The 15,854-nt window shown below is 63.3% G+C and carries 13 protein-coding genes and 1 pseudogene; 3 read left to right on the plus strand and 11 right to left on the minus strand.

All coding sequences use genetic code 11. From position 1 onward, the window contains the following. Position 1 precedes the first annotated feature (1 nt). Together NHH73_25900 and NHH73_25905 are read right to left on the minus strand one after the other, a co-directional pair. Positions 2–1,102, minus strand: a complete 1,101-nt coding sequence (locus NHH73_25900; protein USX25962.1) for an NADH:flavin oxidoreductase/NADH oxidase — start codon at positions 1,100–1,102, stop codon at positions 2–4. Positions 1,103–1,279: 177 nt separating this feature from the next. Further along, on the minus strand, positions 1,280–2,047 hold the full coding sequence (locus tag NHH73_25905) for a PEPxxWA-CTERM sorting domain-containing protein (GenBank protein ID USX25963.1): 768 nt from the start codon (positions 2,045–2,047) through the stop codon (positions 1,280–1,282). Between the two features lie 516 nt (positions 2,048–2,563). Between NHH73_25905 and NHH73_25910 the strand changes: the two genes are divergently transcribed. Continuing rightward, positions 2,564–3,301, plus strand: a complete 738-nt coding sequence (locus NHH73_25910; GenBank protein USX25964.1) for an SDR family oxidoreductase — start codon at positions 2,564–2,566, stop codon at positions 3,299–3,301. A gap of 10 nt (positions 3,302–3,311) precedes the next feature. Here the strand turns inward: NHH73_25910 and NHH73_25915 are convergent. Continuing rightward, a pseudogene (locus NHH73_25915) lies at positions 3,312–4,197 on the minus strand (LysR family transcriptional regulator). Positions 4,198–4,314: 117 nt separating this feature from the next. Here NHH73_25915 and NHH73_25920 point away from each other — a divergent pair. Continuing rightward, positions 4,315–5,139, plus strand: coding sequence for a pirin family protein (locus NHH73_25920; protein ID USX25965.1), 825 nt, complete (start codon positions 4,315–4,317; stop codon positions 5,137–5,139). A 42-nt stretch (positions 5,140–5,181) separates the two neighbouring features. Next, positions 5,182–5,601 (plus strand): DoxX family protein, encoded by a 420-nt coding sequence (locus NHH73_25925; protein ID USX25966.1) that lies wholly within the window; start codon positions 5,182–5,184, stop codon positions 5,599–5,601. On the opposite strand, the gene NHH73_25930 is transcribed toward NHH73_25925, so the two are convergent. The 8 genes from NHH73_25930 to NHH73_25965 form a co-directional block, all read right to left on the minus strand. After that, a complete protein-coding gene (locus NHH73_25930) occupies positions 5,598–6,392 on the minus strand; it encodes an isocitrate lyase/phosphoenolpyruvate mutase family protein (GenBank protein ID USX25967.1) in 795 nt (264 codons plus the stop codon). The two genes, NHH73_25925 and NHH73_25930, sit on opposite strands and share 4 nt — an antisense overlap. 10 nt (positions 6,393–6,402) lie before the next feature. After that, positions 6,403–8,787, minus strand: coding sequence for a DNA polymerase II (locus NHH73_25935; GenBank protein ID USX25968.1), 2,385 nt, complete (start codon positions 8,785–8,787; stop codon positions 6,403–6,405). A gap of 53 nt (positions 8,788–8,840) precedes the next feature. After that, positions 8,841–9,545, minus strand: coding sequence for a phosphoglycerate mutase family protein (locus NHH73_25940; GenBank protein USX25969.1), 705 nt, complete (start codon positions 9,543–9,545; stop codon positions 8,841–8,843). A 31-nt stretch (positions 9,546–9,576) separates the two neighbouring features. Beyond that, the gene (locus tag NHH73_25945; GenBank protein ID USX25970.1) at positions 9,577–10,212 is read right to left on the minus strand and encodes a PqiC family protein; all 636 of its coding nucleotides are present in this window, start codon (positions 10,210–10,212) and stop codon (positions 9,577–9,579) included. After that, positions 10,209–11,840 carry an MlaD family protein gene (locus NHH73_25950; protein USX25971.1) on the minus strand — a complete coding sequence of 544 codons (1,632 nt, stop codon included), beginning with the start codon at positions 11,838–11,840 and terminating at the stop codon, positions 10,209–10,211. Before NHH73_25950 ends, NHH73_25945 begins: the two co-directional genes overlap by 4 nt. Further along, the gene (locus NHH73_25955; GenBank protein USX25972.1) at positions 11,833–13,107 is read right to left on the minus strand and encodes a paraquat-inducible protein A; all 1,275 of its coding nucleotides are present in this window, start codon (positions 13,105–13,107) and stop codon (positions 11,833–11,835) included. Before NHH73_25955 ends, NHH73_25950 begins: the two co-directional genes overlap by 8 nt. A 172-nt stretch (positions 13,108–13,279) precedes the next feature. Then, entirely contained in the window at positions 13,280–14,509 is a 1,230-nt protein-coding gene (locus tag NHH73_25960) for an ArgE/DapE family deacylase (protein USX25973.1), read from the minus strand. A gap of 11 nt (positions 14,510–14,520) precedes the next feature. Continuing rightward, positions 14,521–15,738, minus strand: a complete 1,218-nt coding sequence (locus NHH73_25965; protein USX25974.1) for a urate hydroxylase PuuD — start codon at positions 15,736–15,738, stop codon at positions 14,521–14,523. Between the last annotated feature and the right edge of the window lie 116 nt (positions 15,739–15,854).

Here is a 15,854-nt window from a genome sequence, read left to right on the forward strand (position 1 = left end):
ATCACTTCCCTGTAGCGAACAGGTTTTTGTACGCCGAGGGCTGCGAACGCCAATACTGCTTGGGCGCCTTGACCTGCGCGCCAAGCGTGGCGGCCGCGTGCCACGGCCAGCGCGGGTCGTAAAGGATGCCGCGCGCCAGCGCCACCAGATCGGCGCTGCCGTCGCGGATCGCCGTCTCGGCCTGTTCCGGCGTGGTGATCATGCCGACCCCGATGACCGGCACCTCGACGTGGCGCTTGATCTCCTGCGCGAACGGCAGCTGGTAGCCCGGCCCCACGTCGATTTTCTGCTGCGCCGACAAGCCGCCGCTGGACACGTGCACATAGGCGCTGCCGCGTGCCGCCAGCGCCTTGGAAAAGGCCACGCTTTGCTCGACATCCCATCCGCCCTCGACCCAGTCGGTGGCGGAGATGCGCACGCCGACCGGCTTATCGGCCGGGAAGGCGGCGCGCACGGCGTCGAACACCTCCAGCGGGAAGCGCATGCGGTTCTCCAGCGAGCCGCCGTATTGATCGGTGCGCTGATTCGACAGCGGCGACAGGAACTGGTGCAGCAGATAGCCGTGGGCGGCGTGCACCTCGACCATGTCCAGGCCCAGGCGGGCGGCGCGGCGCGCGGTCTGCGCGAACGCTTCGCGCACGCGCGCCAGGCCGGCGTCGTCCAGCGCCACGGGTGGACGGTCCGTGGCCGCGTACGGCACCGCGGACGGCGCCTCGGTGGTCCATCCGCCCGCGTCCGCCGTCACTTGCCCGCCGCCGTCCCACGGCGCGGCGCAGGACGCCTTGCGTCCGGCATGCCCGAGCTGCATGCCGACCGGCATGTCCGAGTGCCTGCGGACCGCCTGGAGAACGCGGGCCAGCGCCTGCTCGTTATCGTCGGAATACAAGCCCAGATCGGCCGGCGAAATGCGCGCCTCGGCCGAGACGGCGGTCGCTTCGAGGATCAGCAGGCCGGCGCCGGACAGCGCCAGATTGCCCAAATGAATCAGATGCCAGTCGGTGGCGCTGCCCTGCTCGGCCGAATACTGGCACATCGGCGCAATGACGATGCGGTTGGCCAGCTCCAGCGGCCCGATCTTGATAGGAGAAAAGAGTTTGCTCACGCCGTGCCCTTCGGTAGTGGAGAATCCCTCGATTATGTCATGACTGAAAATTTCATCTTCAACCGACCGAGCCGAACGACTTCCGGAACGCCGGCCTGAGAAGGGAAGCATCTTGTAGAATCGTGCAATCGGAAAGCGGGGCCCCACTCTCCGATTCAATGTTTTAAACCCCGGCGTTTAAGCCGCTTTCGCCGACGAGGCCGCGCGCGACTTGCGGCGCTTCATCCAGCCGATCATGCCCAGCCCGCCGAGCATCATCGCGTAGGTCGATGGCTCCGGCACGGCGCTGACGGAGATGTTGTCGACCGCGACGTCATAATCCGTGAAACCGTACATATAGCCGGGAACGTAGGTGGTGAAGACCAGCTCGTCGACGCTGGACAGCACGTCGGCGAAGCTGCGGCCCGGCGGCAGGCCGGGACCGGCGGCATCGTCGGAGGAGCCATAACCACCCCAGCCGGTCGGCAAAGCGGTCGATGTCGTATCACCGATAGTTACAGACAGGTGCTGCCAGCCCTTGGTGTAGTCGATGGCGCCCAGGTCGTACCAAACGCTGGTGTAAGGCATGCCCTGCGGAGTGTTGCCGTAGTCGCGCAGTTCGACAACCATGTTGCGCGAGACTTCCTGTCCAAAGTAACGGATCGAGTTGGCGATGACGTCGAGGCCGATGGTGACGCTACCAAGTTTGCCGTAATCGCCCAGGTAGGACTGGTTGGTACTGTTACTGAAGCTGATACCGAAGTTTTCCATCACGGTGTGCAAGGCCGGCGCGCCATTCCCCAGGTTGGGGTTGATGCCGGAACCGCCGTTGCCGTCCATCGGCTGCATGCCTTCCCACCCTTGTGCCCCATTGGAGAAATCGACGAACGAGGAGCTTGGGGCGGCCATCGCCAGGCCGCCGACCAGCGACAACGTCAATGCCATCATTGCTTTATTCAAAGTCATGAGTCTTCCTTTATCAGACAGTTAGAGAGATAGCGCTAACACCACACCCACTTTTCCGGTGACCGACGGTTGGCCGGACGCCGGGCTGGAAGCACGTCAGAATTAACGTTTTCTTAAGTGGGTGTGAGGTCGATTCTGTTGTTGGCGACCTCGACTGTCAAAGCTTGCACGAAACTATTTTGTAAGGGAAATGTAACCAAGTTTCTGTGAACATAAGTGACATTCCATAGAGAAACTGTAACAAAAAGTTTCAATAAGCGGTTAAAAGTATCTACTTAGCTATGAGGAAATATTTGCCGCGGCGAGCAAATTTGTCCGATTGGAAAAACTGAAAATGACACATTTTGTCGCTGACTGACTATCTTCAAGAATGTTTCTATTTCGCTACAATCTGGCTTAACGCTCTGCGCGGTGAATTTGGAGGATCAGGCAAGGTACAGAGACGATCCGATATGTTCGAGACGTGCCTGTTTCCGCATACTGACTCCATCGCATCTCAACCAAAAGGAGCAGAAAATGAATAACCCATCGAAAAAAGTCGTCCTCATCACCGGCGCCAGCAGCGGCATCGGCGAAGCGACCGCCAGGCATTTGGCGGCCCAGGGAATGCACGTGGTGCTGGGCGCGCGCCGCACCGATCGCCTGGAGGCATTGGCTGTCGAGATCGGCTCGGCGGGCGGCTTGGCCAGCGTGTGTGCGCTCGACGTGACCAATCAGGAAAGCATGCAGCGCTTTGTCGACGCCGCCGTCGACCGCCACGGCCGTGTCGATGTGATCATTAACAACGCCGGCGTGATGCCGCTGTCGAAGCTGGAGGCGCTCAAGGTCGACGAATGGAACCGCATGATCGACGTGAACATTCGCGGCGTGTTGCACGGCATCGCGGCCACCCTGCCGCTGATGCAGAAACAGCGCAGCGGCCAAATCATCAACCTGGCGTCGATCGGCGCCTACACGGTGAGCCCGACGGCGGCCGTCTACTGCGCCACCAAGTTCGCGGTGGCGGCGATTTCCGAGGGACTGCGGCAGGAGGTGGGCGGCGACATCCGCGTGACGGTGGTGTCGCCGGGCGTGGTGGAGTCCGAACTGGCCGAGTCGATCTCCGACGCCGGCGGGCGCGAGGAAATGCGCGCCTTCCGCCAGGTCTCGATCAAGCCGGAGGCGATCGCCCGCGCGATCCAGTTCGCCATCGACCAGCCGGCCGACGTCGACGTGAGCGAGATCATCGTGCGGCCGACGGCCAGCATGTTCTAAAGCCGGGCTGCTAGATCTTCAGCTGGTTGACGAACCATCTGCCGGCGGGGCCGGGCGGGAACTCCTTCATGTGCAGCGCGTGCATGGAGAAACCCGCCCCGACGGCGGGCTGGCCCTCCAGGCGGATCTCGACCAGCTTGCCGTCGCGCAGCTCCTCCTCCACCATGTGCAGCGGCATATAGCCCCAGCCCAGTCCCGCCCGCAGGAAGGCGTGCTTGGCGCCCAGGTCGCCAAGGCGCCAGGTCTTGGACGACATCACTCCGAAGTTACGTCCCGCCGTCAGGCTGGAGCGGTCCGTCAGCACCAGTTGCACTTGTTCGGCGGCGACCGCGCGCGGTATCGGCCCCTTGGTGGCCGCCAGCGGATGGCCGGGTGCGACCACGCAGACGGCCGCCACGCTGAGCAGGAATTCCGACGCGCAGCCATCCGGGATGTCCGGCAAGCTGCCGATGACCGCCACCCGGCAGTTGCCGTCCAGCAGAGGCTGCAGCACCGCGCCCAACGCTTCCACATACAGCCGCAGCGGCGTGCCGGGAAAGGCTTGATGAAACGCCTGCACGGCGGCCGTCAGCGTCTCGATCGGAAACATCACATCCACCGCCACCACCAGTTCCGGCTCCAGCCCCTCGGCCAGGGTCCGCCCGCGCCTTGAAGGCGTCCATGCTGTCGACCGCCTGCCGCGCCTGCGACAGCAGCGCCCGGCCCGCCTCCGTCAATTGCGGATAGCGGCCGGTGCGCTCGAACAGCGGGAAGCCGACCTGCTGCTCCAGATTGGCAAGGGTGGTGCTGACCACCGACTGCGCCCGGCGCAGCTTGCGGCCGGCGGCCGAAAAACTCCCCTCCTCCGCTGCGGCGATAAAGGTCCGCAGCTGGTCCAGCGACATGGCGTCCAGCATGTATCTACTCCTTGGATACTACACATCTAATTATATAGGCTTCTCAGATGGATCGGCGATATCTATGATTCATCCCATGCACTGACATGTGCCGCAAACAAAACAAGGAGCCGTACCATGAACCAGTCAACTCAACGCACTTTGATTCACCGCACCGCCGGCCGCAGCCGCGGCGGCATCACCCGCCTGGTGAGCCCTGGCGATGTCGGCCAGCTGATCAAGCCCTTCGTCTTCCTCGACCTGTTCCATATGGAAGCGACGAGCGGCCACATGATGGGCATGCACCCGCATTCGGGCATCGCCACCGTCACGGTGGTCATGGACGGCGCCATCCAGTACCGCGAAACCACTGGCAGCGAAGGCCAGTTGACGGCCGGCGGTGTCGAATGGATGAACGCCGGCGGCGGCGTCTGGCACGACGGCGGCCCGGTGGCCGGCGCCAGCGTGACCGGTTTCCAGCTGTGGCTCGCACTGCCGGCCGAAGATGAAAACGGCCCGGCACACAGCCAGTACCTGGCGCCCGAGCAGGTGCAAAGCGTGGGGCCGGCGCGCGTGATCATCGGCAGCTATGGTGGCGCCGTCAGCGCCATCCGGCCGCGCGCCTCGATCAATTATCTGCATGTGAAATTGGCCGATGGCGAGCGCTGGACCTACACGCCGCCCGCCGGCCATGACGTGGCCTGGGCATCGGTCGCCAGCGGCGCGCTGCGCACCGGCCGCACCACGATCGGCAAGGAGGTCGCGGTGTTCGCCGAAGGGAACGAGACGATTGATTTCGTCGCCGAAGGCGCCACCGAATTCGTCCTCGGTTCGGCCGTGAAGCACCCGTATGACCTGGTGACCGGTTACTACTCGGTGCACACCAGCGAGGCCGCTCTGGCCAAGGGCGAGAACGAAATTGAACGTATCGGCGCGCAGCTGCGCTCCGCGAAATTAATGTAAGCCGTGCAGTAAAAACTTAATTAAACCTCGAAAGGAATTACCATGAACACCATCAATCCAAACACCTCCGCCATTCCTGTCATCGGCCGCGTACTGCTGGCGGCGATCTTTATCCTGAGCGGCTTCGGCAAGCTGGCCGCGCCCGCCGCGACGATGGGTTACATCGCTTCGACCGGCCTCCCGTTCGCGCCGCTGGCACTGGCGATCGCCATCGGCGTTGAACTGGGCGGCGGCCTGCTGCTGGTCCTGGGTGTCAAGACGCGCCTTGTGGCGGCGGGGCTGGCGGTGTTCTCGATCGTCACCGGCCTGGCCTTCCACAACGCGGTGGGCGACCAGAATCAAATGATCCATCTGCTGAAAAACTTCGCGATGGCCGGTGGTTTGCTGCAAGTGGTGGCGTTCGGCGCCGGCGCGTATAGCTTCGATAACCGGTCGAAGGCGCTGGTCCCTGCGACCCGCTAAGCCTTGATGAATAATGCCTGCAACTCACCATACGGCATCGCCTTGTCCATCAAAGGACCGGCGGTGCCGGTGGCCAGAAAACCCTTCGCCATGTCGGCGGCAACGGCCCACAAGGCCTGCGGTATGCCGGAACCGGCACTCAAGCGGCACACACCCAGCTGATGCAATTCGTCGGCGGACGGCACGCCCGGCCAGTCCATCACATTCACCGGCAGCCCTGCGCGTGCAACGACGGCCTTGATCTCGTCGGCCTTGCAGATACCCGGCACGAACAGACCATCCGCACCAGCGGCCTTATAGATCGCGGCGCGCTTCAACACCTCCACCACACGCTCCCCTTCCGGCGCCAGCCCTTTCAGATACACGTCGGTACGGGTATTGATGAAGAGTTCCTTGCCCGACGCCGCAAGCAGCTTCTTGATCGCGACGATCTTCGCGGCCAGCGCCTCCGGCGTGCCGTGGCCATCCTCCAGATTGATGCCCGCCACACCGGCATGGGCCAGCTTCATCACATTTTGCGCCACGGTGTTCGCATCATCCGAGTAGCCGTTTTCCAGGTCGACCGACAACGGCACCGTCAGCACGCGCGCCATGTTGATGGCGACGGCAATGGCCACGTCGGCCGGCATGTTGTCGCCATCGGCGTAACCCGCGGCCCATGCCACACCGGCGCTGGTGGTGGCGATGGCCGGCGCGCCGAGGCTCTCGAACAAGCGCGCACTGCCAGCATCCCAGGCGTTGGGCAGGTGCAGCAGCTGGCTACCGTCGTGCAGTTTCTTGAAATCGTTCATGGTCGCTCCGTTAAAAAAGACTGGCTTGTAAGGTGGTCAGGCTGGAAAAACTGTCCTTCATCGGCAGCAGGATCGAATCGGCGATCGGCTGCAACTGCTTGGTCAGATAATGGTCGTAGTCGATATTCGAGCGCATCGCCTCAAGCGGCTCGGGTCCGCCGGTGGTCATCACGTAGCTGATCCAGCCGCCGTTCTGATAACGCAGCGGGCGCCGATGCGACTCGTTGTATTCATCGGCCAGGCGCGCGGCGCGCACCTGCGGGGGCACGTTGACCTTGTACTCGTCCAGCCGGTGGCGCAGTCGCTTGCGGTACACCAGCAGCTCGTCGAAATCACCCGACACCGTCTTGCGCGCGTAGTCGCGCACGAAGTCCTGATAAGGCTCGTCCTTGAAGATGCGCAGGAACAGCCCTTTCTGGAACTGCTGCGCCAACGGCGTCCAGTCGCTGCGCGCCACTTCGAGGCCGCGGTAAATCACTTCTTCCTCGCCCTTGGCGTTGACCGTCAGCCCGGCGTAGCGCTTCTTGCTGCCCATTTCCGTGCCGCGTATCGTCGGCATGAAAAACTTCTGGAAGTGCGTGTCGAACTCGATCTCGAGATGGCATTCCAGGCCATGCTTATCCTTCAACATGCTGCGCCACCAGGCATTGATCTTGTTCGCAAGCTGCTGGCCGATGTCCAGCGCGTCGGCGTTCTTGTACTCTTTTTTAAGCCAGATGAAGATCGAATCGGTGTCGCCGTAGATGACGTCGTAGCCTTCCGCCTCGACCAGCTCGCGGGTCTGTTTCATCATCTGGTGTCCGCGCAAGGTGACAGAGGAAACCAGGCGAGGATTGAAGAAACGGCATTCGGTCGCGCCCAGCACGCCGCAGAAGGAATTCATCAGCAGCTTGAGCGCCTGCGACAGCGGCTCGTTCTTGGCCCGCTTGGCGGCGTCGCGCTGCTTCCAGATTTGCGTGGTGATCTCGGGCAGGCAGTGCTTCTCGCGCGAGAACACGGTGCCGTTCACGCCCTCCACGATCGTCGCCGGATCTTCGGCGATCTCGCCCTCGATCAGGCCGACCGGATCGACCAGGAAGGTACGGATGATCGACGGGTACAGGCTTTTATAGTCCAGCACCACCACCGAGTCGTACAGGCCAGGTTTGGAATCCATGACGAAACCGCCCGGCGACGCGCCGCCGGAGATATCGCCCACGCTCGGCGCCACATAGCCTTCGCGGTGCATGCGCGGCAAATAGTGGTGGCCGAAGGCGGCGATCGAGCCGCCCAGATGATCGGCCTGCAAACCGGTCACCGTCGCGCGCTCGATCATGAAGGCCAGCAGATTGGCTTTGTCGAAGATGCGCGTGACCAGTTCGCAGTCCTTCAGGTTGTAATGGGCCAGTGCCGGCTTGTCTTCCTGGAAGCGGCGTTCGATTTCCGCCATCTTGTCGTAGACGTCGCCGATGTCCTTGCCCTCGCCCAGCATCGCCTGCGACACATTCTCCAGGCTAAACGAGGGGAACATCCACGACGCCGCCTTGAGCGCGTCGATGCCATCGAGGACGACGCGGCCGACCACCGGCGCGAACATGTATCCCTGCTTGCCGGGATGCTCGCGCCATTCGATGGTCTTGCCCTCGCGGCCCAGGGTCAGCGCGATCTTGTGCTTGTCGGCGTTCTTCTGCAGCACGCGCAGGTCGAACTGCACCACGTTCCAGCCCACCAGCACATCGGGGTCGTGGCGCGCCATCCAGGCGTTGAGCCTTTCGATCAGCTGGCGCGGCGTGGCGCAGTATTCCAGATCGAAGTCGATGCCGGCTGGCGCCTCGGCGGGCGGCGCGCCTAGCATGTACACCTGGCGCTGGCCGCAGCCTTCGAGCGCGATCGAATACAGGTCCTCGTAGGCACTGGTTTCGATATCGAGCGATACCATCTTGAGCTTGGGGCGGTAGTCGGGAGCGGGTTTGAGTTTGCAATCGCGGATGGTGGCACCGTCGACGCGGCCGCCCTCCACCTGCACGCCGGCCGTGATAAAGCGCTCCATCAGATAGCGCTCGGGCGGGCGGATATCGGCCTCGTACATCTTGATGCCGTGGTCGCGCAGCGTGCGCTCCAGCGCCGTCAGTTGTTTGTAGCGGGACGAGTAGACGCCGAGGACCGGCTCCTGCTCGAAGGTCTTGAGCTTTAGCTCGCGCAGCTCGATGCCATCCGACTTGTCCAGCAGCGCCTCGATGGCCGAGCGCTCCCGCGCCTCGGCGAAGGCCACCGAGGTCTGCATCGTCAGGCGGATTTTCCTGGGGCCGTCGTCGGTCGCCAGCCAAAACTCGATCTCCGTCCCATTGGGCGCGTCGCGCCAATGGCGGGTCAGGATAAATCCTTGCTGTGAAGGTGGATCTGCGGGGGTAGGCATACTTAATTATACTGTATGCTCATACAGTCAACATCAGACGATACGATCGTGATTTAGCGGTACGTCACGGCGTCGGGCCGCCCGGGTTGCTCAAGGTGCGAATAATTGTTCAGATAACTCAGACCGAATTCGCCCGGACGGTGCAGCAGCCGGGTGACGGCGCAATTGGCCACCTTCCACGTCATCTCCATCACCTGAAAATCCTGAAACCCCAGCACATGCTGGATCACCGTGGCGATCACGCCGCTGGAGGTGAAAACGATGGTGGTCCGCTTGCTGTCCGGCGTATCGAGCCGCTCCAGCGCGGACACCACGCGGCGGCGGAAATCCGGCCAGGCTTCGACGTATTGGTCGTCGTGCCACCCCGTCATCCAGCGTTGCATGGCACCCCGGAACAACTGCTCCGCCGCCCGCTGCGGGTCGGCTGAACGGGACAGCAATTGCTGGAAGGCGGCGGGATCGGCGAATTCCGGACAATGCCGCAGCATCACCTCATGATGATCGAATTCGGCGAAGCCCGCGTCGGTCAGGCAGTCGGCGCCCTCCACCTGCGGCTTGGTGAGCTGCGCCATGCAGGCGTCGGCGGTCTGGTGGTGCCGCGCCATGCCGCCGGTGATCATCCGGTGGAACGGCTGCGCGCTTTTGGCGAACCACTTTCCCAGCAGGCGCGCCTGCTCGTAGCCCATGTCCGACAGCTGATCGTAGTTGGCGCTGCCGAAGGACGCTTGTCCGCTGCGCACCAGGTAAATTTGTCCCATATATTCTTGGAGTCCTAGTTCAAGAGTGCTGTCAGCAGCCCGCGTTGCCGCCGGCGGCGAGCGCGCGCACGGCCTTGGAGATATCGGCACCGATGCGCACGACGGCGCGGCGATGGCCCGCCACCAGCGCATCGTTGCCCGGGCCGACGTCCTCGTTGGCGACGCTGCGGCAGGTGAGCACCTTGGTGCCGCCCACCAGCCGTACGCTCCACACCGCGTCGATCAGCGCGTACTTGCCGGGCGCCGATTCGAAGCGCTGCACGTTGGTGCTGATGCGGTAGACCGGCGTGCCGTCCGGCGAGGGCGTACGGAACACGTCGATGGTACCCAGCTCGCCGGAAATCGCAAGCGATAGCGCCTGGCCGATCTCCGCGGCCGGCGGCGAAGCCCAGCGGTCGTACTCCAGCAGATCGATGCTGCCGGCGCCCGTCGTGACCACCATCTGGTTGCGCGCGACCTGCTGCGGCACCGTCACCGCCGGCACTTCGATGTAGTAGCCGGCGGACGGCGTGTCAGCCTTCTGCGTCACGCCCATGCCGTTACTGAGACTGTAGAAATGCTCGGGCGGCGTGCTGGCGCAGCCGGCCAACGCCAGCGCCAGCGCCGCCGCCGATATCGCCAGGGCCGACCGAGTCAGGCGGGTGCATCGATTGATCATCTGCGTCATTTCTTCTCTCCCAGTTTATCCTGCTTGCTGCCTTTGCCGCGCAACAGCGATTCCGGATGGCGTTCCAGATAGTCCGACAAGGCGTTCAGCGATTGCATCGTCTGCGTCAGCTGCTGCAAGGCCTCGCGCAAATCGGACTGCACCGGCGAGTCCTTTTGCAATATCTGGTCGGCGGTGCTGAAGGTCTTGCGCGCCGCGCCCAGGGTATCCTTCATCTCCGGCACCACCTGCGCATCGAGCTGCTTGAGCAGCACGTTGGCGCTCTTCAGCGTATCGCGCAGATTGACGCCGATCTCGTCGAACGGCACCTTATCGAGCTTGCGCGCGACGCTGGCGAGCTGCGTTTGCAGTTCGTCCAGGCTGTTCGGGACCGTCGGCAATTCCACCGTCTCCTTGCTCATATCCAGCTTGACCGGCGCTGCGTTCGGGAAGAAGTCCAGCGCCACGTACAACTGGCCGGTCAGCAGATTGCCGGTGCGTAGCTGGCCGCGCAAGCCGCGCGCCACCATCCGCTCCAGCACCTGCGAGCCGGCGCTATTGCGCTGATCCTCGTCGACGGACTTCTGGAAGGCGCGCCCCAGGCGGGCCGGGTACATATCCACCGTCACCGGCATGCGGAACGACTTCTTGACCGGATCGAACTCCACGCCCACCGACCGCACCTCGCCCAGCACAATGCCGCGGAAGTCCACCGTGGCGCCCTGCGACAGGCCGCGCAGCGACTGGTCGAAGTACAGCACCGTGGTGATCGGCGCGCCATCGGGCTCGCGCAGCGCGCTGGCCTGGTCGGCCGCCAGCAGGAATTCGCTGCCGGTCGGCGCGGCGGCGGCGGGCTTTTGCCCGTTCATGCTCTCGAAGGCGATGCCGCCGACCAGCAAGGCCGCCAGCGACTGCGTGTTGACCTTGAAGCCGTTCGAATCGAGCCGCACGTCGACGCCGCTGGCATGCCACCAGCGCGTGCCCTTGCCGACGTACTGGTCGTAGGGCGACTTGACGAACACCTTCATGTTGATGCCGCGCCCCTTCGCCTCCAGATCGTAGGCCGCGACCTGCCCGACCGGGATGCGGCGATAGAAGATCGGCGAGCCGACGTCGATCGAACCGAGGGTCTCGCCGTGCAGCGTGAAATAGCTGCCCTTCTCGTCGAACGCCACTTGCGGCGCCTGTTCAAGGCCGGTGAATTCACTCTTGGTCTCCTCCGATTTGCCGGCGTCGACGCCGATGTAGGACCCTGACAGCAGGGTATTGAGTCCTGACACGCCGCTGGCGCCAATGCGCGGGCGCACCACCCAGTAACGGGTATCGATGGCGGTAAAGCGCGACGCCTCCTTGCTCATGTCGATGGTGACCAGCACCTTGGTCAGATCGGGCGCCAGCGAAATCGACTTCACCAGGCCGATGTCCACATCCTTGAACTTGACCTTGGTCTTGCCGGGCTCCAGACCGTCACCGCTGCGGAAGCTCACCGTCACGGTGGGTCCCCGGTCGATGAAGGACTTGACCACCAGGCCGGCGCCGATCAACGCCGCCAGCAAGGGAATCAGCCATACCAGCGAAGGCAGCCAGCTGCTGGCCTTCTCCACATGGGGCTCGTGCAGCGGCGGCTGGCCGCCTTCGTTTTCAGGCATGTTTTTCTCCATTTGAATCGGTTGCATCCCATATCAGGCGCGGGTCGAACTGCATCGACGCCAACATCGTCAGCACCACCACCGCGCAAAACGCCAGCGCGCCGGGTCCGGCGGTGATCACCGCCAGCGTCTGGAAGCGCACCAGCGCCACCGTCAGCGTGATGACGAAAATATCGAGCATCGACCAGCGGCCGACGAATTCCACGATCCGGTACAGCACCGTGCGTTGCTGCGGGCGCCAGCGCGAGCGGGTCTGCGCCGTCAGCGCCAGCAGCGACAGCGCGGCCAATTTCAGCACCGGCACCACGATACTGGCGATGAAAATTATGATCGCCAGCGCCTGCGAGCCGCTGTTCCAGAACAGCATGACGCCGCTGATGATCGTATCGTCTTCTTTGCCGAACAGCGAGTCGGTGTACATCACCGGCAGCAGCATGGCGGGGATGTACAGAATCGTGGCCGCCAGCAGAAAAGCCCACGTGCGACCGACGCTGTCGGGACGGCGCCGGTGCAGCGCCGCGCCGCAACGCTCGCAGCGCTGATGGCGCGCCTTGCGCGGCACCGACGCCACCAGGCCGCAGCTGTGACAGGCCTCGAGGTGGGCGCCGCCGGGCGCCGCCTTGTAATGGAATTGACGTTGCGACGCGCGCGGGCCGCCGGGACCCGGCAAATGCTCGCCGATATTCCAAAGGTGCTTGGGATCGAAGGAGACCACGATGGCCAGCATCAACGTCAGCGCGCCAAAGGCGAACAGGCCCGGTTGCAGCAAAACCTGCGCGAGGCTGGTCATCTTGACGATGGTGATCAGGATACCGATCATCAGCACCTCGGTCATGCCCCAGCGCCGGGCCGCGCCGATGGCGCGCAGCAGATGGTCGAAGCCGGGAGGACGGCGGCGGGCACGCAGCGCCATCGTCACATAGAAAAGCGCCCCCAGCTCCACTGCCGGCAGCAGCATTGTAAACAGGAACACCACCGCCGCCACCAGCTGCATTTGCTCATGCCAAAGCACGCGGATGGAACCGAGCAAAGTCGCGCTGGTGCTATAGCCGCCGATTTGCAGTTCGACGATGGGGAAAAACTGCGCGATCAGGAAGGTGACGATGGCGCCGAGGGTGATGGCGGCCATGCGGTTGGGGTCCGAATGGATGCCGCGATAGAGAACGGAGCCGCAGCGCACGCAGCGCGCCTTTTCGCGCGGCCGCACGGGGCGGTACTGGTGCAGCACCCCGCAGTCATGGCAACTGATTAACTCGTATCGCAGCACAGGCTAGCCGTATGGACAATAATTTCCATATCATACGGCAATCTTGATTGCACCTGCCGTGCGCTACACCACACCCCAGCTCCGGGGTCAGGTCCACCATTTCTACACGACCTGGGCGCTAAGGCCAACTACCGTCGCGGCCGTGTAGCATTGGTGGACCTGACCCCGGAGTTTAGCCAAGGAAATCGAGCAGGGTTGCGGCGACCACCTTGGTGGCTTTGCGCAGGTCTTCGAGGTTGAGGCGCTCGTCCGCCTTCTTGGCGTTCGATTCGGGAACCGTGCGCGGTCCGGCGCCGTACAGCACCGCCGGGATACCGTGTTCGCCGTACAGGCGCGCGTCCGCGTACAGCGGCGTGCCTTGCGCCGGAATCAGCTCCCCGATATAGGTTTGGGCGTTTTGCTGCAGGCTGGCGACCAGCTTTTCGGTTCCCGGCTGCTCGCGCAGCGCGTGTGACAGCAGCAGGCGCTTGACTTCCAGGCTGATGCCGGGAATGCCGCGCACCGCGTTTTCGATCATCGCGCGCACCTGCGCCTCGACCTCCGCCGGCTCCTCTTCCGGAATCATGCGACGGTCCATCTTCAGCACCACCTTGCCCGGTACGACGTTGGTGTTGGTGCCGCCGTCGATGCGGCCCACCAGCATCGTCGGCGAGTCGATACCGGCGATCTTGGACTTGATCTTCTTTAGCTCCGGCAGCTGGTCGTAGATGGCATTCAGGATTTTCGTCGCCGCCTGCAGCGCGTCGTGGCCCGTTTCCGGCATCGCACCGTGGCCGGATTTGCCGTTGACCGTGATCTCCAGTTGCAGGCAGGCGTTGTGCGCGGTGACGATGTTGTAGCTGAAGCCCGCCGCGATGACGTAATCGGGCTTGGTCAGCTTTTGCTCCAGCAGCCATCCAGGGCCGAGCAGGCCGCCGAATTCCTCGTCGTAGGTGAAATGCAGTTCCAGGCCACCCTTGAGCGGTACGCCCAGCGCTTCCAGCGCGCGGGTGGCGAAGATGTAGGTGGCGAAGTCGCACTTGGAGACGGCGGCCGCGCGCCCGTAGATATAGCCGTTTTCCACCACGCCGCCGTAGGGCGGATAGGTCCAGTTGTCGCCCGGCGGGACCACGTCGCCGTGCGCGTTCAGCGCCACCGTCGGACCGCCCGCCTGGTACGGCCGGCGGACGATCAGGTTGGTGATCGTCTCCATGCCGTAGTCGCGCACCACCTGTTGCGGCACCGCGTGCTTCTCGGCGCTCCAGCCATAGGCCTTGACCAGATCAGCCACCATGTCCGCGTGCGGCGCGTTGTTGCCGGGCGGCGTATCGGTCGGCACGCGCAATAACTGCTGCAAAACGCCGACCTCCTCGTCGAAGTGGTCATCGATCCATTTGGCCAGTTGCTCCTTGGTGCCGTTCATAGTCGCTTCCTTTATTTTGCGCCGGCTTCGTACCAGGCGGCGATTTGCGCCCGTTCCGCATCGGTCATTTGGGTCAGGTTCGCCAACGGCATGGCTTTGAGCTGGACCGTCTGCTTGTAGATTTTCTCGGCATTCTGATGGATTTCGGCGTCGTTCTCAAGCATCACCCCCAAAGGCGCCGCCGCGAAGCCGGGTTGCGTCGGCCGTTCGGCATGGCACGAGGCGCAGCGGTGCGCGATGATGGCCTTCACTTTGGCGAATTCCGCCGCCGGATCGGCCGCCGGCGCCACCGCCACCGGACGGGCCGGAGCGATCGCCACGGCCACTGCCACCAGCAGCGCGACGCCGATCACCGGATAGCGCCACTCGACGCGGCCCTTGTGGCGCAGATTGAAGAAGTGGCGAATGAAGACGCCAGCCGCCATGATAAACGCCAGCACCAGCCACGCATGCTCGTGACGATAAGTCATCGCGTAATGGTTACTGATCATGATGAACAGCACCGGCAACGTGAAGTAGTTATTGTGGACGCTGCGCTGCTTGGCCTTCTGACCATGGACAGGATCGGGCATGCGGCCGGCCGACATGGCCTCGACCATCTTGCGCTGGCCCGGGATGATCAGCATCAGCACATTGCCGACCATGATGGTGCCGATCAGCGCGCCGACGTGGATGTAGGCGGCACGCCCGCTCAGCACATGCGTCAACCCATAGGCCGCCGCCACGATCAGCACAAATACCACGATGCCGAACCACAGGTCATGCTTGCCCAGCGGGGAGCGGCACAGCAGGTCGTACACCGTCCAGCCGACGACCAGGGTGCCGACGCCGATGCCGATCGCCTGCAGGCTGCTGATGTCCGCCACGGATTTATCGATCATCATCGCCTGGGCGTTGAAGTAGTAGGCGATGGTCAGCAGCGCGATACCGGACAGCCAGGTCGAATAGGCTTCCCATTTGAACCAGTGCAGTTCCTTCGGCAGCTCCGCCGGGGCGACCAGGTATTTTTGCGGGTTATAGAAGCCGCCGCCGTGCACCGCCCACAGTTCGCCCGAGACGCCCTTCTTCGCCAGCTCGGAACCCGGCGCGGGCGGACGGATCGAGTTATCCAGCCAGACGAAGTAGAACGAGGCGCCGATCCAGGCGATGCCGGTGATGACGTGCAGCCAGCGGACGATCAGGTTCAGCCACTCAAGGCCGTACGGGATCAGATAGGCGAATAATTCCATGGATTCTTTCCGGTCGAGGATGTGGCTAAGTTACAGAAGATAAACGGATTTGATACCGGCCACATGAAGATTAGAGTATATTAAACATATCGATTTTCGTATAAACCTTCAATTCA

It is taken from the genome of Oxalobacteraceae bacterium OTU3CINTB1 (assembly GCA_024123955.1).
GTDB lineage: Bacteria > Pseudomonadota > Gammaproteobacteria > Burkholderiales > Burkholderiaceae_D > Rugamonas.